Origin of the sequence: Shewanella oncorhynchi (assembly GCF_012584455.1) — a bacterium.
Lineage (GTDB): Bacteria > Pseudomonadota > Gammaproteobacteria > Enterobacterales > Shewanellaceae > Shewanella > Shewanella oncorhynchi.
In genome coordinates this window covers 354,523-379,478 of record NZ_JABAEB010000003.1, presented here as the reverse complement: position 1 = coordinate 379,478, position 24,956 = coordinate 354,523, and the positions used below count along the sequence as shown (strand labels likewise).

At 45.6% G+C, this 24,956-nt stretch carries 19 protein-coding genes; 10 read left to right on the top strand and 9 right to left on the bottom strand.

All coding sequences use genetic code 11. The features are described from left to right. Window positions 1-56: 56 nt before the first annotated feature. Window positions 57-887: a sortase-associated OmpA-like protein PdsO gene (gene pdsO, locus HGO26_RS06325; RefSeq protein WP_168823993.1), complete on the bottom strand. Its 831-nt coding sequence runs from the start codon at window positions 885-887 to the stop codon at window positions 57-59. A gap of 258 nt (window positions 888-1,145) precedes the next feature. Between pdsO and pdsR the strand changes: the two genes are divergently transcribed. The 3 genes from pdsR to HGO26_RS06310 all read left to right on the top strand — a co-directional run bounded on the left by pdsR (window position 1,146) and on the right by HGO26_RS06310 (window position 5,520). Continuing rightward, complete coding sequence (gene pdsR, locus HGO26_RS06320; protein ID WP_006081337.1) at window positions 1,146-1,838, top strand: proteobacterial dedicated sortase system response regulator; 693 nt, start codon at window positions 1,146-1,148, stop codon at window positions 1,836-1,838. Between the two features lie 93 nt (window positions 1,839-1,931). Beyond that, a complete protein-coding gene (gene pdsS, locus HGO26_RS06315) occupies window positions 1,932-4,091 on the top strand; it encodes a proteobacterial dedicated sortase system histidine kinase (RefSeq protein ID WP_168823992.1) in 2,160 nt (719 codons plus the stop codon). Window positions 4,092-4,320: 229 nt separating this feature from the next. Next, window positions 4,321-5,520: a cystathionine beta-lyase gene (locus HGO26_RS06310; protein ID WP_168823989.1), complete on the top strand. Its 1,200-nt coding sequence runs from the start codon at window positions 4,321-4,323 to the stop codon at window positions 5,518-5,520. Window positions 5,521-5,676: 156 nt separating this feature from the next. Here HGO26_RS06310 and HGO26_RS06305 read toward each other — a convergent pair whose 3' ends face one another. Then, the gene (locus tag HGO26_RS06305) at window positions 5,677-6,165 is read right to left on the bottom strand and encodes a CreA family protein (RefSeq protein WP_113941505.1); all 489 of its coding nucleotides are present in this window, start codon (window positions 6,163-6,165) and stop codon (window positions 5,677-5,679) included. A gap of 45 nt (window positions 6,166-6,210) precedes the next feature. After that, a complete protein-coding gene (gene yegD, locus HGO26_RS06300) occupies window positions 6,211-7,677 on the bottom strand; it encodes a molecular chaperone (RefSeq protein WP_168823987.1) in 1,467 nt (488 codons plus the stop codon). Between the two features lie 377 nt (window positions 7,678-8,054). On the opposite strand from yegD, the gene ppk1 reads away from it, so the two are divergent. The 6 genes from ppk1 (at window position 8,055) to atcC (ending at window position 14,714) form a co-directional block, all read left to right on the top strand. Continuing rightward, window positions 8,055-10,226, top strand: a complete 2,172-nt coding sequence (ppk1, locus tag HGO26_RS06295; RefSeq protein ID WP_168823985.1) for a polyphosphate kinase 1 — start codon at window positions 8,055-8,057, stop codon at window positions 10,224-10,226. Window positions 10,227-10,268: 42 nt separating this feature from the next. Further along, the gene (ppx, locus tag HGO26_RS06290; protein WP_028760274.1) at window positions 10,269-11,813 is read left to right on the top strand and encodes an exopolyphosphatase; all 1,545 of its coding nucleotides are present in this window, start codon (window positions 10,269-10,271) and stop codon (window positions 11,811-11,813) included. Window positions 11,814-12,207: 394 nt separating this feature from the next. Then, window positions 12,208-12,492, top strand: coding sequence for a cold adaptation protein ActJcold adaptation protein ActJ (atcJ, locus tag HGO26_RS06285; protein ID WP_006081330.1), 285 nt, complete (start codon window positions 12,208-12,210; stop codon window positions 12,490-12,492). Window positions 12,493-12,514: 22 nt separating this feature from the next. Then, window positions 12,515-13,048, top strand: coding sequence for a cold adaptation protein AtcA (gene atcA / locus HGO26_RS06280; protein WP_168823983.1), 534 nt, complete (start codon window positions 12,515-12,517; stop codon window positions 13,046-13,048). Further along, window positions 13,048-13,806, top strand: coding sequence for a cold adaptation protein AtcB (gene atcB, locus HGO26_RS06275; RefSeq protein ID WP_006086363.1), 759 nt, complete (start codon window positions 13,048-13,050; stop codon window positions 13,804-13,806). Before atcA ends, atcB begins: the two co-directional genes overlap by 1 nt. Window positions 13,807-13,817: 11 nt before the next feature. After that, on the top strand, window positions 13,818-14,714 hold the full coding sequence (atcC, locus tag HGO26_RS06270; protein ID WP_168823981.1) for a cold adaptation protein AtcC: 897 nt from the start codon (window positions 13,818-13,820) through the stop codon (window positions 14,712-14,714). A 209-nt stretch (window positions 14,715-14,923) separates the two neighbouring features. Here the strand turns inward: atcC and HGO26_RS06265 are convergent, their stop codons facing one another. Both HGO26_RS06265 and HGO26_RS06260 read right to left on the bottom strand, forming a co-directional pair. Beyond that, entirely contained in the window at window positions 14,924-15,316 is a 393-nt protein-coding gene (locus HGO26_RS06265; protein WP_168823979.1) for a DUF6678 family protein, read from the bottom strand. Window positions 15,317-16,020: 704 nt separating this feature from the next. After that, a complete protein-coding gene (locus HGO26_RS06260) occupies window positions 16,021-17,337 on the bottom strand; it encodes a hemolysin family protein (RefSeq protein ID WP_168823978.1) in 1,317 nt (438 codons plus the stop codon). Between the two features lie 743 nt (window positions 17,338-18,080). Between HGO26_RS06260 and HGO26_RS06255 the strand changes: the two genes are divergently transcribed. Next, a complete protein-coding gene (locus tag HGO26_RS06255; protein WP_168823976.1) occupies window positions 18,081-18,323 on the top strand; it encodes a thioredoxin family protein in 243 nt (80 codons plus the stop codon). Between the two features lie 694 nt (window positions 18,324-19,017). Here the strand turns inward: HGO26_RS06255 and HGO26_RS06250 are convergent. The 4 genes from HGO26_RS06250 to HGO26_RS06235 all read right to left on the bottom strand — a co-directional run bounded on the left by HGO26_RS06250 (window position 19,018) and on the right by HGO26_RS06235 (window position 24,898). Further along, entirely contained in the window at window positions 19,018-21,852 is a 2,835-nt protein-coding gene (locus tag HGO26_RS06250; protein ID WP_168823974.1) for an ExeM/NucH family extracellular endonuclease, read from the bottom strand. A gap of 283 nt (window positions 21,853-22,135) precedes the next feature. Beyond that, window positions 22,136-22,651, bottom strand: a complete 516-nt coding sequence (locus tag HGO26_RS06245) for a GDYXXLXY domain-containing protein (protein WP_168824117.1) — start codon at window positions 22,649-22,651, stop codon at window positions 22,136-22,138. Continuing rightward, window positions 22,651-23,814, bottom strand: coding sequence for a DUF4401 domain-containing protein (locus HGO26_RS06240; protein ID WP_168823972.1), 1,164 nt, complete (start codon window positions 23,812-23,814; stop codon window positions 22,651-22,653). The genes HGO26_RS06245 and HGO26_RS06240 overlap by 1 nt, the downstream gene beginning before the upstream one ends. Continuing rightward, window positions 23,801-24,898, bottom strand: a complete 1,098-nt coding sequence (locus HGO26_RS06235) for a DUF2157 domain-containing protein (RefSeq protein ID WP_168823970.1) — start codon at window positions 24,896-24,898, stop codon at window positions 23,801-23,803. Before HGO26_RS06235 ends, HGO26_RS06240 begins: the two co-directional genes overlap by 14 nt. Between the last annotated feature and the right edge of the window lie 58 nt (window positions 24,899-24,956).

Here is a 24,956-nt window from a genome sequence, read left to right as displayed (position 1 = left end):
CTGATGTTAGTTGTCGTTAATATGAACGACGTAAAATGGACTGCTTAAATTGACCGCTAGTCAGCAGCATGCCTCGCCGTCAAGGCCAAATGAGGCTGTAGTGTTAATGTCACGCGGCGGTCGAACACATCCGATTCTCTGTCTTGGTCGGCTTGCAAAGGCGATAAAGCGCCAAAGGCTTGAGTGGTCATACGCTCGGCAGTGACGCCTTGCTTAATCAGGTAGCCACGCACCTCCAGTAGACGCTGCTCAGAAAGGGCTTGGTTGTAACTCTCATCACCACGGCGGTCGGCATAACCCTTCAGCTCAAGATTGAGTTCTGGTGACAAATTCATCACCTCAGCCACATCATCTAATTGGGGCAAAAAATGCGATTCAACCTCAGAGGAACCGGTACGAAACTGTACGCTAAGCCCCAAGGCGAGTTCACTGAGCAATTGACGTTGCGCTGACAGCAACTCATCCAGCTCTTGCTGCGCCTTGGTATATTCGCTCGCCCGTTTTTCAGCGGCTTGCTGTTTTACACTCCACTCGGATAACTGGGACTCTTGCAAATGGATCTGTCTTTGCTGAACGTGCAGAGTGTCTGTATCGCTGACCGATTTGCCAATTAAGGTGCCTGTGAACGCACCAATAATCGCCCCCACTGGACCACCGACTAACGCCCCTACTAAGGCTCCACCACCGAGGCCAATTAAGGCTTCCGGTTGTTCGTCCTCGCTTGCGTATTCGTCATCCATCGCGATACCGCTAACATAGGCATCATTTTCTAGGGTGAGGTCTTGTCCTATCACTTGGTTTTGAAGTGAAACCCGCGCTGACACACTGGCTACAGGTGTGCTTAATAAACTCAAAACCAATAGATTAATTAGTGTCTTTTTCATCATCTCATTCCTTTTTGATTATTAGCTGAGCTTGGACTCGTACCTGAAGCAATCCACTCAACACCACATCAGGTCAAACGGGTACAAAACTGAATGGGGCTATTAAACACAAGTGGAATGGCATGAGCAGGGATGGAAAATGGCAATACAACTATCAATTGTGGCAACAAAATGGCAATTGCATTTGTGGCCTTTTTTCTCGGGTAAAATCCTGTATAGTCACGAAAACTTACTCCCCCAAGTCAATAGGAATACGGCTCTATGAAGCGTATCGCCATAGTGGAAGATGAAGCGGCCATTCGCGAGAATTACAAGGACGTGCTGCAACAACACGGTTACAGCGTGCAAACCTACGCCGACAGACCATCGGCCATGCTAGCCTTTAATACCCGTTTACCGGATTTAGCCATTATCGACATCGGCTTAGGTAATGAAATTGACGGCGGCTTTATGCTATGTCAGTCATTGCGCGCCATGTCGAGCACGCTGCCGATCATCTTTTTAACCGCCCGTGACAGTGACTTTGATACTGTGTGTGGCCTGCGTTTAGGCGCCGATGATTACTTGAGTAAAGAAGTGAGTTTTCCCCATTTAACCGCACGACTAGCCGCATTGTTTCGACGATCTGAACTTGCGGCCAGCCAAACGGCGCAGGAAAACCTGCTCGAACGTGGCCCGCTGACCATTGATGCCAACCGCATGCAAGTCTATTGGAACCAGTTACCAATCGAACTTACTGTGACCGAATTTTGGATGGTGCATGCGTTAGCCAAACATCCAGGCCATGTACGCAGTCGCCATGAATTAATGCAAGAGGCTAAAATCTTTGTCGATGACAGCACTATCACCTCCCATGTGAAACGCATTCGCAAAAAGTTTATCGCTACCGCGCCAGAGTTTGATTGTATTGATACTGTCTATGGTATGGGTTATCGCTGGGACAGCTTGGCCTGATCTATGGCTTAACCAACCTTTAAGCGCGCGGCGTTGAACCAGATAACCTTGGATGAATGAACTTTTAAACCCATTAATGCTGATCCCTAACTTATGACACGTTTCCCCTTTGGTCTACGCACTAAAGTCATCGGCCTTAGCCTGTTCTTGCTCTGCCTACCTTGGCTGGGGTACCAATATGTGTGGGAAATGGAAAAGTATCTTCGCCACGGCCAAGAACGCACCTTAGAAGGCACCACTCAAGCACTGGCCACCGCGCTGCACGAGCGGCCGAAATTGTTCGATGGGCAAGCGAGTTTTTTAAAGCAAGTAGAAAAAAGCCGCGATCTATACGCCTATCCACTGGCGGGGGCGATTCTACTCGACGGCAAACTCAACGAATGGCAGGAATATCAGCACAGATTTATCAAATACGGTGAGGCGCACCAAATTATGCGTGCCGATCCGAACGCCCCCCTGACCTTAAGCTTTACCCACATGGTCGGCCAATACGATGGTTATCTGTATGCTTTTTTTCAAGTCATTGATCCAACCGTGGTACTGCGGGGTAAAAATGCCCTAAGTGTCGATAGAAACGATCATCTCTCGATTGCGACACTCGCGCCCGACAATAAATTCAAACGCTATATCGTTGCCACGACTCAACCCGGCTGGATCAGCGCCTTCGAATTACCCGCTAATCCTAAGCAAACTGTGCCTGTTACACCTGAGGTGCGTATCCAAGGACAATGGGCGACGACAGATGTGGGCTACAATGTCGAGCTGCGTATTCCCTTAGACATGGTCGGCAGCAAACTCGGATTTGCCATTGCCGATGTCAACGACAGCAAATACCGTGATGTCGCTGCAGTTGTCGGCACCTCGGCCTTAGATACGGTCGACAATCTCGGCACTGTGCTGGTACCATCACCGGAAATTGAAAGTATTATCAAAGGCATGAGCCACTATAGCTCACGTATTTGGGTGGTCGATAAACACGGTCGCGTACTGGCAAAATCCGGCGACATTCGCGCTAATGACAGTGTATGGACCCGCACCTTAGAAGATGAAAAGAGCACCGCGCTGTGGGATACCTTCAAGCGTGATTATCTGCATCCGCTGTACTATAAAATTCTCACTAAACCGCCCAAAGACTTTATTGATTCCTTACAAGATTCCACCGAGCTTGACGGCAGTCATATCCAAAAAGCCCTCGCGGGTCAGCAAAGTTCGACTTGGCGGTTAACCCCAGACAACAAAGCTGTGGTACTCGCCGCCGCGAGCCCCATTTGGATTGATAACAATGTGATGGGGGCCGTCGTCGCCGAAGAAACCACCCACGGAATTCGAACTCTACGTAACCGAGCGCTAGAAAAGCTCTTTAACGTGATTTTGACCATTATGAGCATGGGCACTTTGGCGCTGTTCTTCTTCGCCTCGAGTATTTCTAACCGCATCCGTAAATTGCGCGATGAAGCCGAAAACGCCATCGATAGCCAAGGCCGTGTGCGTAATCACCTCAAACCGTCGAAGGCTCGGGATGAAATTGGCGATCTGTCCCGTAGCTTCTCTAGCATTGTGGGACGACTGGGTCAGTACACTCACTATCTAGAAAACATGTCGTCGCGCCTGTCCCATGAGTTGCGCACGCCCGTGGCTGTAGTGCGTTCATCCCTTGAGCATTTAAACCTGCAGACTTTAGATAAAGACACGCAAAAATATGTCGACCGCGCCCAAGAAGGTGTCAGCCGCTTAAGCATGATTTTAAACAACATGAGCGAGGCAACACGCTTAGAGCAGAGTTTAACGCAAGCCGATATCACTAAGTTCCCACTCTCCCAAGTGGTCAGCGGTTGTATGCAAGGTTATCAAATGACCTATCCAGAACAAGGCTTTAGTGTGAAAGTGCCCGAGCAACCACTGATGATGCAAGGTGTGCCAGAATATATCGCCCAGTTAATGGACAAACTTATCGCCAACGCCATTGAGTTTTGCCATAAAGACAGTGCTATCGAAGTCACACTCACCCAAGTGGGTAAGCAAGCAACTCTGCTTATCAGTAACTTAGGGCCTGAACTGCCCATTGATATGTCGGAGCAGATTTTCGATTCCATGGTGTCGGTACGGATTAATCAAGCCCAAGATAAACCCCACCTAGGCTTAGGTCTGTATATCGCGCGATTGGTCGCCGAGTTCCACCAAGGGCAAATCCTTGCCCGTAATCGCAGCGAACATAATGGTGTGGATATCCTTGTCACCTTACCTTTAAATTAAGAACATGCGGGCTTTAAGTTAAGCGTGTTACAGCTTTTAAGCCCTGCGTCATAATCTCAACAGCTAAAATACAGGAGGCCAATAACATGAGCCAAACTCATCACGCGCCTCCTGTCATTTATGCGGGCAGATGCTAAGATGACCGCCATAACAATCGATTAGAAACGCCAATTATTCTCCCAAATTGTTCAACCTATTCGTTCAACCTAAATGCCAAGGTAATGATCCAATGACAGATAAACATCATCAAGCCACTCAAATCGTCAGCTTAGGTCGAGACAAAAAATGGACCAAAGGCGTGATCAATCCGCCCGTCTTTCGCGCTTCGACTATCGTCTTCGAAACCATGGATGAAATGCGCCACGCCGCGAAAAATAAAACCAATGGCGAGATGTTTTATGGCCGCCGTGGCACCCCAACCCATTTTGCCTTTCAGGCCGCGATTGCCGAACTAGAAGGCGGCGTCGGTACGGCGCTGTATCCTTCTGGCGCTGCGGCGATCAGTGCGGCGTTATTGTCATTTTTAAAAGCCGGCGATCACATGCTAATGGTTGATAGCGTGTATGAGCCAACGCGGGATCTGTGCACCCATATTCTCGGCGGTTTTGGTATCGAAACCACTTACTACGACCCGCTGATTGGCGCAGGCATTCGCGACCTCATTCGCCCCAATACTAAGGTACTGTTTTTAGAGTCTCCGGGCTCCATCACCATGGAAGTGCAAGATGTACCGACCTTGTGCCGCATCGCACACGAACATGGGTTGATCACTATGCTGGACAACACTTGGGCCTCGCCCATCAATAGCAAACCCTTTGAAATGGGTGTAGATATCTCAATTCAAGCGGCGACCAAATATATCGTCGGTCACTCGGATGTGATGATAGGCACGGCCACGGCCAACGAAAAATACTGGCCACAATTACGTGAACACAGTTATTTGATGGGACAAACCACATCGCCAGACGATGTGTACCTTGCTGCCCGCGGCCTACGTACCTTAGGCGTGCGTATGGCGCAACATGAAAAAAATGCCCTGCAAGTGGCCAACTGGTTGAAAACCCGGCCAGAAGTCGATCATCTACGTCACCCCGCATTCGAGACATGCCCTGGGCACGAATTCTTTAAACGCGACTTTAGTGCCTCCAACGGCTTGTTCTCCTTTATCTTAAAACAGGGCGATGGCGATGCCGTCACCGCACTGGTTGAAAATATGAGTCACTTTAAGATGGGCTTTTCTTGGGGCGGCTACGAGAGTTTAATCCTCGGCATTTTCGGTATTGAAAAAATCCGCTCAGCGACTCAATGGGATGCGAGCAAACCTTTGATCCGTTTACATATTGGTTTAGAAGATCCCGCTGATTTAATCGCCGATCTCAGTGCTGGGTTTGAACGTTTTAACGCTGTATTGGCGGCCAAAGCTAAGTAACGATATTTAATGTGCTAAGTGCTAGCTGAATATAAAAAAGGGGCGGAATAAATATTCCGCCCCTTCTCTTATCGATACTGACACAAATACGAATGTTTACTGCAATATCATTATGCTTATAGCAAATAAACCGCTAAATCATAAACTCTAGGGCGATTAATGCGCTTTCGTTCCAATACTTAATGCAGGATCGACCCAAGCCGCAGAGCCATAAAGCGGCACTGTTGAGAGCGCATGTTTATGGCTGCCATTGGTCTCTTTCGTCGAATAGGACAAATACAACAGAGTCTGATTTTGTGCATCATAAATCCGGCGCACTTTTAATGACTTAAATAAAATACTCAGGGATTCAGTGAAAATCACTTCGCCGTGTTTCCCCATGTCTATCTTCGCCAGATCGGCCGCAGTAATTGGCCCAGTTTGACGGCAACTGATCCCCATATCGGACGGATCAGCAAAATCTAAATTGGCTTCGATACGACTGATATGGCAAGTCACCCCAGGTATTTTAGGATCGTTTTTAGCATCAATAATCACATCTTTAGTGGTAAAAAGCCCTAAGCTCACCTTACCCACATCGTCACCACAACCCGCAAGCAATAGACCTACAGAGGCCGCAAACGCACACTTCAACAGAGTTTTCATTCATACATCCTTTTACATTAGTGCTGATATGCTAGCGCTTATATATTAATGCGTAGCGAATAGCTTTTGTGCCCAGCGGGTTAATCCGGCTGTCACTGAGCCAAAGTGATCGCCGACCACGACCGGAATATCGGGATAGATACCAGCGATTTTCGCATAAATCGCAGGGCTTCGTGCCGTACCGCCCGTCACGTAAATCACATCGGGTTTACACTCTGCTTCAGCGGATAAATCCTCTGTTGCTGAGCGGTTTACCGCGACATTTGTTGCAGCCAAAGTTTTTGCAGCTTGCGCGAGCGCTTGGTGCATCAGAGCTTCCACTTTCGTCAGCGACGGCTCAATGGCATTTTCAAACAATTCACGACTCACACCTGCGTGCAGCGCCGCTTCGATAAAATCCAGATTAACATCAGTATTATCGGTATCTGACAGTGCAATTTTCGCACGCTCGGCTTGGCGAACCAGTTGATAGCTTAACTGCTGCTGTTGCACCTTTAACAATCGCTTCAGTAACTGTGGCTGCTCGGCTTCTTTAACCAATTCATCAATCAATTTACGGCTACTTAAGGTACTGAATTCTCGCTGGGCGCTAATATCATTCACTGCGACCGCATTCCAAAATGTTTTACTGGGCATAGGTTTGCCATTGATCATCAAGGAACCTAAACCAAAGTGCGGCATAAAGGCATTCATTGCAAGGGCGATATCAAGATCGTTACCGCCGATCCGCTGGCCGCTGTGACCGAGGAAATCTTCACTGCGATCCGCTTTTTGTTTATGGGCGGGTCCCATTTTTACCACAGAGCAGTCCGTTGTACCGCCGCCGACGTCGACGACCAATACCGTTTTGTTGTCGGTCAAGGTCGCTTCATAATCCATCCCCGCCGCTAACGGCTCGAACAGAAAATCAACGTCGATGAAACCCGCGCGTTTTGCCGCTAAGGTCAAAATGGCTTCGGCCTGACGGTTACTCTCTTCACCGCCTATACCTTGAAAGTTCACCGGACGACCAATAATCGCATGGGTGATCATCGCAGTGCTACCCTGTTTAACAAGGTCCTTTTCAACTAACACAGATTCGGCGCGCACTTTAATGTGCTGCATCATCAAGGTAACAATATCTTCAAACAGGGCCACTTGTTCGGGTCTAAGCCCTGTCGCGCCTAAAAAAGATTTTGGCGAACGGACATAGAATCCCTCCTCCGGCATCTCTAAATACGCGCTCACCGCCTGCTCGCCAACAAATACAGCCTGAACATCGGCATCGAGATCTAACTCATGGCGCACCATACGGGCGCGACTCAATTGCGCGGCGCGCTTTTTGGCGTAATCGGCTTTTAATTCAGTGGGAAGGCCACGATAAACCGCCTCGGCGATCAGTTCCCTGTCCATCGCGTATAAGGTCGAAGGCAAATAAGCTGATTGCTCTGATAACGCCAATAACTGCACACCATCATCCAGCATGATCCCTACGGCGCAGTTAGCACTACCATAATCAAATCCAACAAACATACCTTTATACTCCCGCGATAAAAAAGCCGAGCAAGATAACATAGTTTGCGATAATGCCCAAGGAGTTAACACTGACGGATTTATTCTCCAGTAAGCCACGCTTGCACAGTTTCTCAAGGCTTAAATCGCAGTGACGCGAACAGAGTTTAAGCTCAACCCAAGATGATCATCATAAGGTCATATTTCTGTCACACTCGTCATCAAGTTGACATATTTCCCTCGTATCTTTATCCCAGATAAATCCCAGACTGATTTTGGCGTGTACGCAATATTTATCATTGAAATTCCTTCACTTGTCGGCAGTAAATCTGATTGCACAACGGCGGATGAATGCTATTGTATATTGCGCCATGACGCTTGCTTAAAGGAGCTGTGCAGTGTCCCCGAATACCGATAAACTTTCGATTGATAAAGAACTCTCTTGGTTGTCTTTTAATGAGCGGGTATTGCAAGAAGCCTGCGATCACAATGTTCCCTTAGTGGAGCGAGTCCGCTTTTTAGGGATATTTTCCAATAACATGGATGAGTTTTTTAGGGTGCGTGTGGCTGCGGTCAGACGCTCCATTTTGCTGTCATCCCTGCAGGAAGGTCGCAGTAACAGCCGCCATTTAATGGCCAAGATCCAATCGAAAGTGATGGCATTGCAAGAAAGGTTCGATGGCATATACACGGATTTAATGCGCGAACTTGTGCGCCGTAATATTTTGTTAATCAATGAGAAACAATTAAGCGAGTTCCACAGCGACTGGCTGAAAAAGCATTTTAGAGACCATTTCAAACGCCATATCGCGCCGCTTATGGTCAATAATAATCGCGATCTGATCAAGCAAATCAACGACGACGCCACCTATTTGTGTGTGTGTTTGTTCACTAAAGCTCGCCGCCAATACGCCTTAGTCGAAGTGCCGACTAAAAATGTACCGCGGTTTATCGAACTCCCAGCCGAAAAGAGTAAAGCGAAAAAATATCTGATTTTATTAGATAACATTATTCGCCACTGCGTAGATGAACTCTTTGGTCCCTTCTTCGAGTACGATGCTATCGAAGTGTATTCGATGAAGTTAACCCGCGATGCCGATTTTGATATCACTGACGAGCTTGAACAAACCCAGCTTGAGAAAATGACCAAGGGATTGAAAAAACGTCTTACCGCCGAGCCTGTGCGCTTAGTGTATGACAAAGAAATGCCTGAACACATGTTGGTGATGCTCAAAGAAAACCTGAACATCAGCTCGACTGAATGTTTGATCCCAGGCGGGCGTTACCACAGCTTTAAAGACTTTATCGCCTTCCCCAACCCGAGCCGCGACTACCTCGAAAACGAAAAACTACCGGCGCTCAATAGTGCAGGTTTTGGCCGCAGTGCCAACAGTTTCGATGCGATTCGGATGGGCGATATCATGCTCAATTATCCGTACCATAAGTTTTCCCACTTTACCGAAATGGTGCGCCAAGCGGCCTACGATCCGGCGGTGCGCTTTATTCGAATTAATTTATATCGAGTGGCGAAAAAATCCCATGTAATGCAATCGCTTATAGATGCAGTGAAGAACGGCAAACAAGTCACCGCCGTCATTGAACTCAGGGCCAGATTCGATGAGCAATCCAACATCGAATGGACCCGCATCTTGGCCGAAGCGGGCGTCAAAGTTCACCACGGTATCACCAGCTTAAAAGTGCATTCCAAGTTGTGTTTAATTGGCCGCGAAGAACAAGGGGAAATCAAACTCTATTGTCACGTCGGCTCAGGCAACTTTAACGAAGGCACGGCGCGGGTCTACACTGACTTGTCGCTATTCACCGCTAATCAAGAAATTGCCCGTGAAGTGGAGCAAGTGTTTGACTTAATTGAACATCCGTATCGCCGCGATAATTTCCAGCATTTAATTGTGTCGCCCTACGATGCCAGACAAAAACTGAGTCACTTAATTGATAATGAAATCGTTAATGCCCAGAGCCATATGAAGGCGGCGATTACCTTAAAATTAAATAACTTACTCGATGAATCCTTAGTACAAAAGCTCTATGAAGCCTCGGCGGCAGGGGTCAAAATCAAGTTACTTATTCGGGGCATGTGTTCGCTTATACCGCAAATTCCGGGGATCAGCGACAACATCGAAGTCTATAGTATCGTCGACCGATTCCTCGAACACTCACGAGTGATGCTGTTCCACGCGGGTGGAGAGAACAAACTCTTCATCTGCTCCGCCGACTGGATGAGCCGCAACATAGATAATCGCGTTGAAGTGAGTGTGCCGATTTATGATCTGCGCCTAAAACAGATGATAATGGATATTTTATCCTTACAGTTCAATGACAACACTAAAGCACGTGTGATTAACAAGGAACAAAGTAATCCTTATCGGAATCGCGGTAACAAACGAAAAGTGCGTTCTCAAATTGCCATTTATCAATATCTGATTAATTATGAGAAGCGCCAACTGCAAGAATTTAATGCCTTACGTATGTCCACCCATGAGGGTGCCGCTGAGCGAGAAGTGAAAACTCAGCCTGACATAACACCTGAGTTACGGGCCAAAGCCAGCTAACCGCTGGCTTTATATCGCTTTGATTGCCTAAGGATAATCCGATTGGTAACCACATATTCGCACACACAGTCACACGCTACGCCCAGCAATGTACTCGCAAACTCTAAATCACGCCACTTTGTCGCCATCGATATGGGGTCGAACAGTTTTCATCTGGTCATTGCCCGCGAGCAAGATGGCAGTTTGCAGATTTTACATAAAGAAAAACAACAGGTTCAGCTCGCCACTGGGCTCAATGCGCAAAATATTCTCGACAATGACGCCATAGAACGTGGGCTCAATTGCCTAAGGGATTTTAACCAACGATTTTCCAATCTCGACCAAGCGCAAGTGCGATTAGTCGCCACCCACACTCTGAGAATCGCCAAAAATCGCGATCAGTTTATCGAGGCTGCGCTCGCCATCATGCCCTATCCGGTGGAGGTCATTTCGGGCCATGAAGAAGCGCGTTTGATTTATAACGGTATTGCCCAAAGCCAAGTGCTAGGGAAAAGTAATTTAGTCATCGACATCGGTGGCGGTTCTACCGAAGTGGTGATCGGCCAGAAAAATACCCCAACTCAGTTATCTAGCCTGCGCTGCGGTTGTGTGAGTTTTAATGAGCGTTTCTTTATTGATGGGCTCATCACCCCAGCCTCATTTCGCGATGCCCAAAGTGCGGCCGATAAGCAGTTCGCGTCGCTCTCAAAGGAATATTTCGCGGGTGGCTGGGAACTCACCTTGGGTAGTTCAGGTACAGTGAAAGCCATCTGCGAAGCAATTCAAGAAGAGCACGGCGATGAAACCATCACGCTGCCACGACTCAAACAGCTCAAAATCAAGTTGATCAAATGTGGCCATATTAGCCAAATCCAATTTGCCAACGTCGATGATAAACGCATTCCCTTAGTGCCCGCCGGACTTGCCATTTTAATCAGCTTTTTTAGGCGCTTACCGATACAAAAGCTCGAGTTTAGCCCAGGCGCACTGCGTGAAGGCGTACTCTATGAACTGGCAAAGATTGGCCAGTATCAGGATATTCGCCACCGCACCGTCGACAGTATTGCCCAGCTTTATCATATCGATATGGCCCACGCCGCTAAGGTACGCGACACTGCTATGGCCTTGTTTGAACAGGTCGCCGACGAATGGCAATTAAGGCCCCATGCGCGCTTGCTCGCCTATAGCGCGACTTTACATGAAATCGGATTACACATTAATTCAAAATCCCTGCACAAACACGGCGGTTACATTATCAGTAACAGTGACTTACCTGGGTTTAGTGAAGCATTACAGCTGGATTTAGCACGACTTATCACCAATCACAGAAAGAAGCCTAACGAATTAATGCTCGCTGAACTCGATCCCAACCATAAGCTCACGCTCAATCGCCTACTCTGCCTGCTTAGACTCGCTGTCTTGCTCAATCTTGGCCGTATCGCTAAGACGCTGACCTTAGATCATATTAAAGTGATCCCCGATGGACTCATGCTAGTACTACCAAGCCATAAGCGGAAAATCAGCTTGTTTATGAAAGATTTACAGCGAGAACAAAAACAAATGCTCACCCTTGGGATGAACCTACGTTTAGTGTCTAGTCTGACTTAGCTGTTACGGCGTTAACTCAGCCGAACGTGCCTGAAGCGAGTGTGGGTTAGATCTGTGTGAATACGTTTAGCGAAGGATTCTGCACTAAAATATTGCCCTTAATCGAGGGCCATTATCTCACCTAAAAACAAGGTTAAGTTAGCTGTCAATCTGGCTTGATAACCAGATTTCAACAGCATAGCGGTAGACTTAATCCATGCACCACAACAGATTAAAGTTTAAAGGATTTTTAACCCTTCACTAAAGCACAAATTCCTGCTCGCGCGTTTGCCGCTGAGTGGGGATTTCTGCTATCATCCACGGCTGACTAATCATAATTCCACGAATTTAAAGATAATCAGAGTCAAACCCTTTTTATCTCGCGATATCAGCCCCATCGCCTGCAGGTACAAGTATGATTAACCACTTTAGTGTGCTTGGTATAAAACCCAGTGCCAAAGAAGACGACATTAAAAAAGCCTATCGACGGCTGTCAAACAAATATCATCCCGACAAGTTGTTAGGCGCCTCGGAAGAGGAAAAGCAGCAAGCCGCCGTACAACTTGAACGCGTTAAAAATGCTTATGATGTGTTGTCCGATCCTAAGCGACGTAATGCGTTTATCAAAGATTTCAATAACGTCATAGTGACCGATCCCGCTAGCGCCATGCGCGAGCTGTGGGATCAATTTTATCCTTGAGCGTTTTCTAGAGTAGTGTCAAATGGTCAAAAAACTGAATATCTCACGCATTAATGAGCTAAAAAATAATGCCTACGACAATATCGAGTCCTACGACGATCCCGATACACCTAAAGCGCTAGAGCAATTTACTAGCCAAATCAAAAAGGTGTTAGAAGCCGATCCTAAGATGCTCGATACTGTGCCTGAGTACCTGCCTGTCGCGCTTTACGGTCGAATTAAGTTTCCCGCCGAAGCCAAACTCAAGTGGGCACATTGGATAAACACGGCAACTCAACCCGAGTGGGATGAGTTTAAAGTCACGATTGGCTTTAACAATGCTGATTTACCTTTAGTGTTAGCCGTGCGTGGTTACTCGGAAACCTTACTGATTGAAAGCTGCGCCGTGCTGTATTTACTTGAAACTCAAGGTAAAGCAACGCCAGCAGCAAAACATCACGACGATGAAGATGATGACAACGATTATGTTGGCACCTCAGATAACGACGATGATGATGAAGGCGAAGAGGAAGAGGAAGATGGCTACTACGATCACTACGATGATGAGGACCGCTAATGAACACTAGTCTCATTGAGATTACCGTCGCCGAAATTAAAGAGTTGGCGGACGTAGAGCCAAAACAAGCGAGCAAACGCTTTGAAATCATTGCAAATACCATGAGCGACGAGCAATTAGTCGAAGTTATCGAGCACATGGATATCGTCACGCTGACCCAAATCAACAGTCACCATGATATCTCTTGTCCTTCGATCATGTCTGAACTCATGACCCCAGAACAAATTCGCGACATCGTCTGTCAGCAACCTTTGTACTGGGAAGAAAAAATCAAAAACAATGCCGAAGAACTTATTCAGCATACCTTTGATTTTTTGACCTATTTAATTCGCATTCAAGATAGCGAAGAAAAGCAAACTGCGATTCTAGAATGTATCGCCGAAGATCCTGCGGGCCTTTTCTACCTGTCGATCCCTTTCATCGAAATGATGTTAGGCGAAAAACATGAAGATGAAGACGGCTATACAGATCTCTACGATGACGAAGAAGACACTGAAACCATCGGCTATGACAGCCGCGTCGCTAGTGAAGATGCACACAGCCTCAGCATAGACGACCCACGCAGCCTAATGGCCTTGATCCACGAGCTCGCGCCCGATGTTGAAAAAGCCATTAAGAGTCTGCTGCGAAACGAAAGCTCAGGTTGGGAAATGATCATCAGCAAGTTTGTCAACGAGCTGGTTATTCAAGCCAAAGAGAAAAACCAAGTGACGGATGAATACGCTGAAGTCGATGATATGTTTAGCTTTTTGGATTAAGGAATTATTTGATGCAACTGGTACTGCGTGATGTAGATCAAGGACCCTACCTGAGCAAGGTATTGATCCAAGGCCAAGCAGACGAAACGCTGAGCGGTGAACAGCTGTCACAAATCAAATCCAAAGCCATTTTGATGAGCCTCAAACTGGCCGATAAGTTTTACAACAAGTACAAAATGCACTTGCTCGAACAAGCAGCGCACGATGTGATTGGTGTGGTGAGCCTTGGTTTGATGGAATTATCAAACCAAAACCCGCAGCAGGCGATACGCCTGTTGATCACCGCCGATGGCGTAGTCAAATGCTTTCAAAAAGGCTGGAGCATGCTCAGCACTGTCAGCAAGCATAAACTCATCAACGGCAAGTCACTGTACGGTGATGTCGACAAGTTCTTGCTTGAACAAGTGTCTAGCCCGCCAGATGCAGAAGAATGGTTAGGCTATGAAGCCTATCAAGATGCCCTGCTTGAGCATCAACGCCAACAGTCAATTGCGGCCCTATTGGCACAGTTTTACGCGCAATCGAGCTATGATCCGCTAGATTTTCTCAATCTAGAGAGTGTATTAGCCGAAGCGGTACTGTATCGATTGTTGTTTGATGGCGCCAAAGTCAGACAGGATTTGAAAAAGCGTATCGGCAAAATCACCTTAAAAGAGGAATGGTTTACCCGTGAGCATATCGAATTGGAAACCCAGAAAGCGTTAGCAGAATTACCCGCAGAACTCGCTGAAACCATCAGTAAAGATCTCGGTAAAAACTTTGCCCCCGCCCTACTGCGTACCCTGCACTTTGCGAAAAGCTACCGCGAACTATTACTCAGCGACGCTTCACCCGAACGCTTAGAAAGATTTGAACACAAGGAAGGTCTCATCGGCCTCCTCGGCTGGCCACTCTACATAGTACTTTGATCGGTCCTTTGATTGGGACTTTAATCAGTACTGTGTTCAGTACGTTAACGAGTGCTTGAGTCGCTTTAAAATGAGTGCTTTATTGAAAAATAAAGCACTTTTTTAATGTCTTTTGTCTCTATGCTCAATCCCAATAATCAGTATTGACGTCTCAGTTTTGAGTGGTTTTAGCTTGAAAATAAGTAACTTACAGAGATAAAACTCTTCAGTTAGATAAATTCTGGAGATTCATTCCTCCTCAGATAACCCCAAATCCGAAACATACCATTTTCTATCGAATAAGGAATTGAATATTGGGCTAATTGTGCGCTTACAACATCAGAAAAGTCCGTCACTCGATCCGCCACTAATCGGCCTAGCCATTCTCTTTTGAATGGATTAACTTCTAACCACTCAATGGTTTCTGCTATTTCAAGTAACTCGTGCCACCACACGGCTGTAAAACCTGCATTAGGGTTTTCATCATAAATCAATTTGTATCGCACATAGGGAATAAAGTCTTCAGATCCATTTAATGCCTTTTCAAGCTCGCACCACTTTGTTTTATTCATTACAGACGAAAGCTGATGCTCGTTTACATACTTCAAAACTTCAGAATTCATTTTTTAGTGTCTCAAGCGACTAAGTGAAAAACTAAATGATATAGCTTTAATAGATATATATTGCCAATAAAAACTAATTAAAATGACAGATAAAATGATGGGCAATAAATTAGGCCAGCCATTTTTAACCGTGGAGCGCTTATTGGTTTGACCTACTCATATTGGCTTGCCATCGTATTTGCTCGTCGACAGGGTGAATAGAAACCTAGGGATTCTAAGTTTATGAATGAGAGCCATGGAGGGCGAACGGTCGTATCGCAAATCACCACGGCTCACCTTTCGAGCATTCGCGTAACCTGTAGGTTTAAAAGGCATACGTAACATACTTTTGGACAAAACCTTGTTAGATAATTCACTCTGCTTAGTCAGATTCGGATTAGCTATTCTATTAGTAACGTATCTGTTGACTGTAAATTAATCAACTCTCGATATTACTAGTCGGAATAGGCATAGCAGGGACATGAATCAATTCTATAAAAATTTGATTAATCTCAAGGGAAAAAAGCGCCCCAGAATAGCTGCAAACGGGGCATTGGGGATAGCGTGAATCAGTCTGATGTAGAGTGATTCACGGGCACGATTTTTAGTTAAACAACCATGAGGAAATCTATGGCTAATGCTCGACTCACCGAGCAGATTTAGTTGGTCGCTCTTTAGACGTGTTTTTTGCACTAAAGCTGACAACTACTATGCTTTTGAATTTATCAATCAACAAATATAGATTCTTCTGAAGAATCAGCATCAGGTAACATTTGAGCAAGGACTTTATCTACCCTTTTACCGTCCATATCCATAATTTCGAGTCGCCAACCAGCAACTTCAACAATATCTGTGGTTTGAGGTATTTTCCCTAATTCATACATTAAAAATCCATTTAGCGTTTGATAACGCCCATCCTCTTCATTTGGCAATTGCTTTATACCTAAAGCGTCTTTTAGGTCAAAAATAGGGATTAGACCATCCAGTAATAATGAGCCATCTTCCCTTTTTATCACCATCTGATCATTCACATCTTCCTGAAAAAACTCACCAGTCAGTGCATCCATCATATCTTGAAGCGTTACCAGCCCTTTCAAATCACCATATTCATCAACAACAAACACCATCTGCGAGCCTGTAGTACGAAAATGCTCAAGTAGCTCCATTCCAGATAAGCTGTTGGGTACAAAGTTACAATTCTTAACGAGATCCACCAGTTCTAAACGTTCACCCGCGATAGACTGTGAAAGGAGTTGTTTAGCTGAAATAATACCCACCATATCATCAACATTGTTACGACAAACAGGAAATCGTGAGTGAGGAGACTGCATAACAGTTCGCAGATTTGCATCAAGAGGCAGGTTTAAGTCGAGAAATACAATATCAGACCGTGGCACCATCAAAGAAGAAATAGTACGTTCATCTAATCGAAAAACATTTTTAACCATCGCATGTTCATTGTGCTCAATCACCCCTGCAGATGAACCTTCTTGCAACATAGCCTGAATATCTTCCTGAGTCACATTGTCGTCAAGTCTATGCGAAAATCCCATTAGACGCATAAGAGCATGAGTTGAACCGGATAACATCCATACAAATGGTTTGGTTGCTATTGCTAGAAATACCATTGGTTTAGCCATTAGACAGGCAATACTTTCCGCACTGACTTGACCAATTCGCTTGGGAACTAACTCACCAATGACAATTGACACATAAGTGACAATGATAACCACTAGAACGGTTGAAAAGATGTTGGTTAAATCTGGACTTAGACCAAAAGTCTGAAGCCAAAGTGACAAAGGTTCGGCGAGGATGGATTCACCAAATATTCCGTTTAAGATCCCTATTGATGTTATGCCTATTTGCACAGTTGACAAGAATTGCGTTGGATCTTCTGCCAGTTTGAGCGCTGCTTTAGCAGTGCTGCTACCGCCATGAGCAAGGGCAGTTAGCCGTGACTTGCGAGCAGTCACAATGGCGATTTCCGACATAGCAAATAAGCCATTTAACACAATCAAACCAATAAGAATAAAAATTTCCATAGTCGTGGCTCTGGGTTCCGCTTTAAGTTGAACAAGAAAAATGAATAGACAATTGATACTGAAACTCAATGAGCTCAGCTAAATATCGAAAGATAGCTTAGATACAACTCATGAAATAATCTTCTTAAATAACAAAAGAATATAACGAAAGGACCTTTCCCAGAACGGGCTTGGGGTATGATTTGAAATTCTCAGAACAAACCATCTACTACTTGCTATCAACTTTTTGATTAGCCGTGTATTTGATTGTGTAGAAAGTTGTCTTAACTCATTGAAATAAATGGAAAGACAATGTTTATTGATAATGGCTGCAACAACTGAAGTTACAGCGTATCGTCGGTGAGGGTCCATAATCCTACATAAAAAAGTGATTGTAATTCGCATATTAAACGAAAAGAGAGAGTTGTAAAGTATTAGTAATTAACATAATTAGTACGGATACTTAAGCTCTAATATTAAAAAATTATAGCTTAAGTGTATGAGTAGCGAAGACTACTTAGGTCATCAGTTGTACGGAGCACTTACGTTTTTACCTTACTTAAGCACACTAAGGTTAACAAAAATTTAAGAAAAACACCTAAATTTTAATGAAGCTCTAGTTGATTAGAATAAAACCAAAAGGCATAGTGCGCACATAGATTTTAACCGTTATCGCATTAAAGTGAATTTTTGCAAAGTGTCCTTATCCTATCTCCAATAACAGTGGCACTGAGTGAATGATCCATTTTGTGAGAGTGTAAAAAATGCTATACATAAAAGTTTTGGGCAATGGATGCACAAAATGCACAAGTACAGCAGCGTTAATCACTACTATAGCGACTAATCGTGGCATCAGTATTAACTTGATTATGGAATCAAATCCAGAAGTGATGATGGACTATAGAGTGGTGAGCTCACCAGCGGTTGTTATTAACGAAAGATTAATGCATTGGGGCTCTACTCCCCAACCATACATGGTTGAATCATGGCTAAACATTTTGCGCTGAATTGCTGCACTATTACTGCTCAATAAATCAACAGGTTACTTTCTTGTTTTATCGTCACCTCAGATCCCAATTAACGTTCTATACATATAGAAAAAAAGAAAAATCACACATTATTATTTGTTGATTTGTTACCTTATTTTTCCAAAATAGCTGTAAGCACAACAATACTCATTAACAAAGGCCGGTCAATATCCAAGCTTGATACGACGAGTCTACTGGTTTCAATTAAGAATGGGGCAGAAGCGCTTTAAGCCAAAGCTAACGCCAAATACTAGATTTTGCTCCCGAGAATCACTTCAAAGTCTGATCAACTGTAACGGTTTATGAAATCCCTGATGGTCAGGCCTTACTTTTTGGTAGTCATTACTTTATGTATCTCAAATTATCAGACAACAAATGGCTGAACTTCAAGCTGTGGTAAACTTTGGGGCAATAGCTTTTTAGCTAAACGAACAGCAGAAGAGTTAGTTAAGATTGGCATTGTTGCACCTGTAACCTTCTAAAACAGAGATATTTTATTAGAGCCCTCAGGGAGGCTTCTTGTTAAATAAAGAGGTGATGAGTCACTGGGGAAACAATGACAATTGATGCGTCACAGCAACTGACGACAAAGTTATCTTGCTTTTAGGCAAAAACAAAAGCCCGCGGCTGCGGGCTTGGCGTCACTTAAAATCAACGGAATACAAAAACTGGCTTAACGGTAAGTCAGCGTCGTGGTATCCGTTAACTTGTCGTTATCTTTAACGGTCAGTTCAACAGTGTGTTGTCCACGGCGGGCAAGGCGCAATACCACTTGACCGTTAGCGCGAGTGCCATTGTCGAACGTCCATTTATGTTGCTTGATCACGCCATCGGTATCATAGCTAGTCGAGATAAACATATCGACGAACAGTAAATTGATACGCTGAATTTGTGCAACGGGTGGTTGTTTCACCTCTCCAGCAACCACTGTCACCATTTGCGACGTGCTATGGGTTAGGCCGTCGTTATCAGTCACAGTTAGCGTGACCAGATACTCACCGCTTTGGCTGTAACTGTGAGTCACTACCTCACCCACTGCGACTGTGTTATCACCAAAGCTCCACTCGGCAGACACGATTTGTCCATCGCTGTCGGTTGAAGTGGATGTCAGTTGCACCGCTGCGCCATTCACCACTTGGGTGAAACTGGCCACTGGCGCGACTTTTTCCGCTTCGAGCAAGAGTGAAATCACCACAGGATCGTGATCCGATGAGCGATAAGCATCACTTGCGAATAAGTCTTGGATTTGAGCAGGTGTCTTAAACTCTTCGTTGTAATCCAATACACGTGGTTCGTCGGTATTGATATGCCACTGCGTCACATCCACCACTTTATCCACCAGGGCAGCGTTTGCTAAAGCATGGTCCAACTGACCCGATTCAGCCGAGAATACATAGGAATAAGGATTTGGCTTTTCAAGTTTGGCAAACAGCTCACTAAAGCCTGCATTACCTAAGGCCGTTAATGGATCTTCCTTCGCATAGGCGTTCAAATCACCAATCAGCAGTACGCCTTGATCTGGATATTGCTCGCTAATCCATTGACCTGCAGCCGTCGCCGCACGGGTACGAGTGATATTACAGTTGCCTTGACCGTCGTTAAGATCAGGTTCGCCCGCACATTCACTGCCCTTAGATTTAAGGTGATTAACCGCAACAACTACGCCTTCTTCACTGCCGTTCACGCTAAAGGCTTGCGTCAGCATTGGACGGTTTTTGCTATCGTCAAACAGGGGCTGTTGATCGCTATCTAATGGCGAATTTGCACTGGATAAAATACGTGCAGCGCCCTGCGGCGTGACTTTATCACTGCGATAAATCAAGCCGACTGTGATGGCATCGGTGCCAATCGCATTCATGCCTGTTGGCGCGATATAAGCATAACGCGCTTCACCCACTGCGGCATTCAAACCTGCGACTAAATCGGCAATGGCTGAATTAGTGCCAAAGCCATCATTTTCAATTTCCATCAAACCAAATACATCGGCACTAATGCCCACCATGGCACTGACAATCTTCGCCTTTTGACGCTCAAACTCGCTTAAGGTATTGGCACCACGCGCGGTTGGGAAACCTGCACCTTGGCCATCACCATTGAAGTAATTAAGCACGTTAAAGCTAGCGACTTTTAGATTACCACCCTCAACCAATGTGGGCGCAACTGGGCGTGGGTTTTCAGCCACAAAGTTCACCGTCTCGATTGGCATAATGCGATACAAATTAAAGCCATAGTGCATTACACCCGTAAGCGATGTGGCTTTATCGCCTACACGCACTGTGTTTGATGCGCTCAAACCAGGAGCGGGGAATTGCACAGGATCAGGATTCTGCGCCGTTAAACCGTCATCCAATAAAATACTGTCACGTTGGTTGGCTGCGCTCACCGCCAGCGCATCCGCGCCCGGCGCAGCCACCTGCGTACCAATAAAGTGGCGCTGACTGCCTAATGAAATCTCGCCATAACGGCCTAGGTTATAGACTTCATTCACCACTAAATCTTGGCTAAAACGAACACGCATGCCCTCAAAGGGCTCAAAATCATCACTGCTGTTAACAGGTAAGGTCACTAGCGCGGCCGTCGGTAACGTTTGTCCTGTGGCACACAACTTGTGATCAGATAAAGTCGTTAGTTCAGTTAAGCCTTGATATTCAGTGACTTTGGCTTTTAAACGAATACGATCGCCTGCCACATAAGCTGTGGGTGCAGTGCCGGTATACACAAACACACCTTCCGAGGTTTGGGGCTCGCTATCGGCTTCGTTATCGGCCATTTGTACAAAAATGCCCTTAAGACCTGCTTCTTGATTACTGACGACAACCGCCTCAACCACTAAAGTTTGACCATTGAGAGGGCTAGCAGCGCCCGCGCCTTGAAGCGCATGAATTGCTGTGGCTTCTTCGCCGCACACTAAAGAGCTTGGTGGAGGGTCGACGGGATCGGTTGGCGTACCCACACTGAACTTACCAAGATCAGAAACATCGTCCTTAGCAAAACCTAGCCAAGTGCTAAAGCTTACTGCATCAGTACTGATAGGATCGGCAATCAGCAGATCAGGATTACGGCGCAGGGTATTATCTTGAGTGGAGAGATCACCACTGCCCCACTCGGCACCGGGATCAACACCGACTTGGCCTAAACTATCAATGACTTGATTTTGATAGGTCAGTTCAATCGCATCGTCGCCGTTAAAGAAGCTGGCGCTACTCTGTTGATTTGTGACTGCAAGGATATCGGCAGAAGAGTCATTATCGGCAACCACATAAGTCGCCCCCGCCGCTAATGAGCCAGTGAGCGCAATGGTCGTGCCGACATTTGTGCTGCCATTAAAATAGAAGCGCAATTGATATTGGCTTAAATCAATAGCGCCCGCGGTTGGGTTATGCAGTTCGATAGCTTTATTATTGCTGCTGCCTTCGACGTATTCAGAAATGATCACATTATCCGCGCCATGGGCAAGCCCACAAACGCTGCTGATGGCTAACGCCAGCACAGTTTTAGTGTTAAACATTGAGACCCCTAAATGTATTGTTTTAATATTTGGTATTTAATTGATGCGCTTAGATGCTTCAAGGTGATGTCACCTCGAAGACTGACGATACTATAGACGGTCAAGGTTACAAATTGGTTGCATCAAAGTTGCAACTTAAGGTGGATATTATTCGTGCGATTTAGCGATCAGAACTAGGAAGAAAGCAGTACGGGAGATGCTGGCCGCACTACACAGTGCGGCCAGAGATAAATCGAGGTTAATCAATTAAGCAGAACAAATGGATGGCAATCCTGACATAGGGTTATAAGGGCTGAAGCTTTTCATCGAGTAAACTGACGAGCAGTAACTCACCTTGCAAATTCACTCTAAACTCACCGTATTTAGCTGCACTAAAATGATCGGCTTGTCCTTCTTCAAAGAAAAAGCTGTTCGATGCGAGCTTAATTTGATTACTACGGACACGAAACTGCACTCGTAGTTGATCTTTACCGAGTGCTTGGTCGGTATAAAAGTCCACAAAACGCGCCACTTTTTGCCCATCGACAGCCAGCAATAACTGCCCCTGCATTTGTTGCGGCGCTAAGGCGCTACGCACATCGCGCGCAATGGCATATTCAAGCGCCATGTAATCACCCTGCATTAATGAGCGCGGATCGACCGGTGCTAATGCAAAACGCACCACTTGGCCGTGATTAAGGAGTTGTTCGAATTTGAAAATGCGCCAATTCACGCCAGCGAGAATCGTCACTGTTGTGAATAATACGAGTCCAAGCGCCCATTTATGTGAAGCCGACAGTTTTCCCATCACATTGCCCATCACACAGTCTCCTTGGCATTTTCATTGGCAGGAAATAACCGCCACATCACTAACCTTGCCACCAACAGCAAGGCGCCTAAGCCCATCAAATAACCAGATTTAAGTAACAGAGTCGTCTCTAGGGAATAATAATACCCGCTGACAAATAACAGCGCCGACACCATTCCCATACCTTTCAACCAAGACTCGTTGCAATAATGACCAAGCAAGATCAATAGAATAGCCGTTGATAAACCCTGCATAGGTAAAGATAAACCGCTAACGATGACTAAACCGATAACACACCCTAGCGCCGCTGGTGAGCTTAGTGATTGCTGGCGCTCGCGCAAGATTGTCACCAATAAAAATCCGCAAATAGCGAAAATAATCAACAGATGAGTCAGTGTCAGCCACAGGCTTTGCTGCCAAGGGCTAAATAAGACTTCAAAAATACTGTCCATACTAAAAGCGTGCATCAACTGCAACGAAAGCAACGCGAGTGCGAAACCATAGATGAGCATCCGAGCCCTGCGATAATGACGCCCGAACTGATTGATATTTAATAACACTAGACTAATGACTACGGCAAAAAGGCTCGGACTAAAATTGAGCAGTTCAAATTTTGCCATCAGGCCAATCACGCACCAACTTAAGCAAAAAGCGAATACAAACTGGGCTAGCCCATGGGCAATCAAGCACCACAATAACAATGTAATACCCGCCATACAGAGATACCATGTGAGGCTAAAATCATTGTTAATTAAATCAAATAATCCCCATGCCACACTGATCAAACCACTCAAACAGGCGGCAAAAGCAAATTGTTCAATAAAAATCTGTTGCCGCGGTAAAAAATACAGCCCAATCCCCAAGGCTAAATAGGTTAAGCCGATAAATAAAATGACATCTTCTTCAACATGCTCAAAAATGGCACCAAACACTGCCATCATGAAACTCAATAAAAACAACGCCGCTATCCAAGCAGCAAACGCCTGCATAGTGGCAATATACCAAGGGATATCATGGTCTTCTGGCATTTGAGCTGCACTAACATTGCCTTCGGCATACAAAGCTTGCCAGTGTTTGATTAGACTTAATTCACTCGAAGCGTCGATTGACGTAACACTATCAGTGCAGGGTCGAGTGATCATTTCGCTATCCTGTAAACCATTATTGTTGCTCATGAACATCTCCCACGCCCACGCTCCCTTGAGTGACGATTCTTACAAACTGTGGTTTAAGTTTCCGGCTTAGCTCCCTCAACCAAATACTCAAACCTGTGCTTGCCAAAATGATATAAAGCCCAATAAACAAAAATCCACCTATGGGGTCATTATCCTCAAACATCAGCTTTATCAGTAACGCGGCTCCTACGGCAATCAGGCTAAAACCGCCCAAGGCCAAGGGATATATGCGTGGTAATCTATAACGAAAAATAACGAATCCGAATATCAGATGGGCAAAATAACCACAGAAGATCCCAGTGCTGAAGCTATCACGTTCAAGGAAATCGTCGAAAATAAGCCAAGTGATTAACCAAGTAAAACAACCCATAGCAAACAATGAACAGGCATATTCAAGGATTGGCGCATGCCAGCGCCCCGCGACTTTGTGGTCTAAAAGTACAAAAGCATAATAGATAACTAAATTCAAACAGATAAAGATCAGCAATTGTCCTTGAGCGCCCCAAAATAATCCCCAGAAATGGGAAAAGGAATCCAGAAATATCCCTATGCTGAGGTTTAGCAATCCCACCAGCAACAGCCACAAACCATCAAATCCCGCCACCCAAGCAAAGGGTAAGATAACAAATGCCCATAGCGCGAATAACTGCCAAGGATCGGCGCCCGTTTGATAGGTTTGCCCAACTAACGCTAATAAGCCACCGACTAACACACTTGCGGCCAGTAGCACGCCATTGGCGGTCGTCGCACCAAAAGTGCTGTCTTTACGATAAGGGCTAACGGGGGAATAAATGTTGGCACGATAATAGAGCCAAGCAAATGCGCTGATAGCAAGTATTATAGCCACTTCAATCAGTCCAAATTTGGCAAATCGCCCCAAAGATTGCCAATTATAGGCAAAGAAAAAAATCACCCCACAGGCAAAACTTAACGCACCGAACCAGAGTAATAAATGAGCGATTAAGCGACGCCAACTAGACCCATCCGGCAAGACTGTCACCTGTCGATAAAGCTTATTTGCCTGCTCTTGCGTGATATGTCCCTGTTCAACCCAACCACACACTTGAGATTTTATCTTGCTCAATGTGAAATCTCCCTCATCCTGTTTGCGCTAGCTTACTATGACAGATTTAAAATTCGCA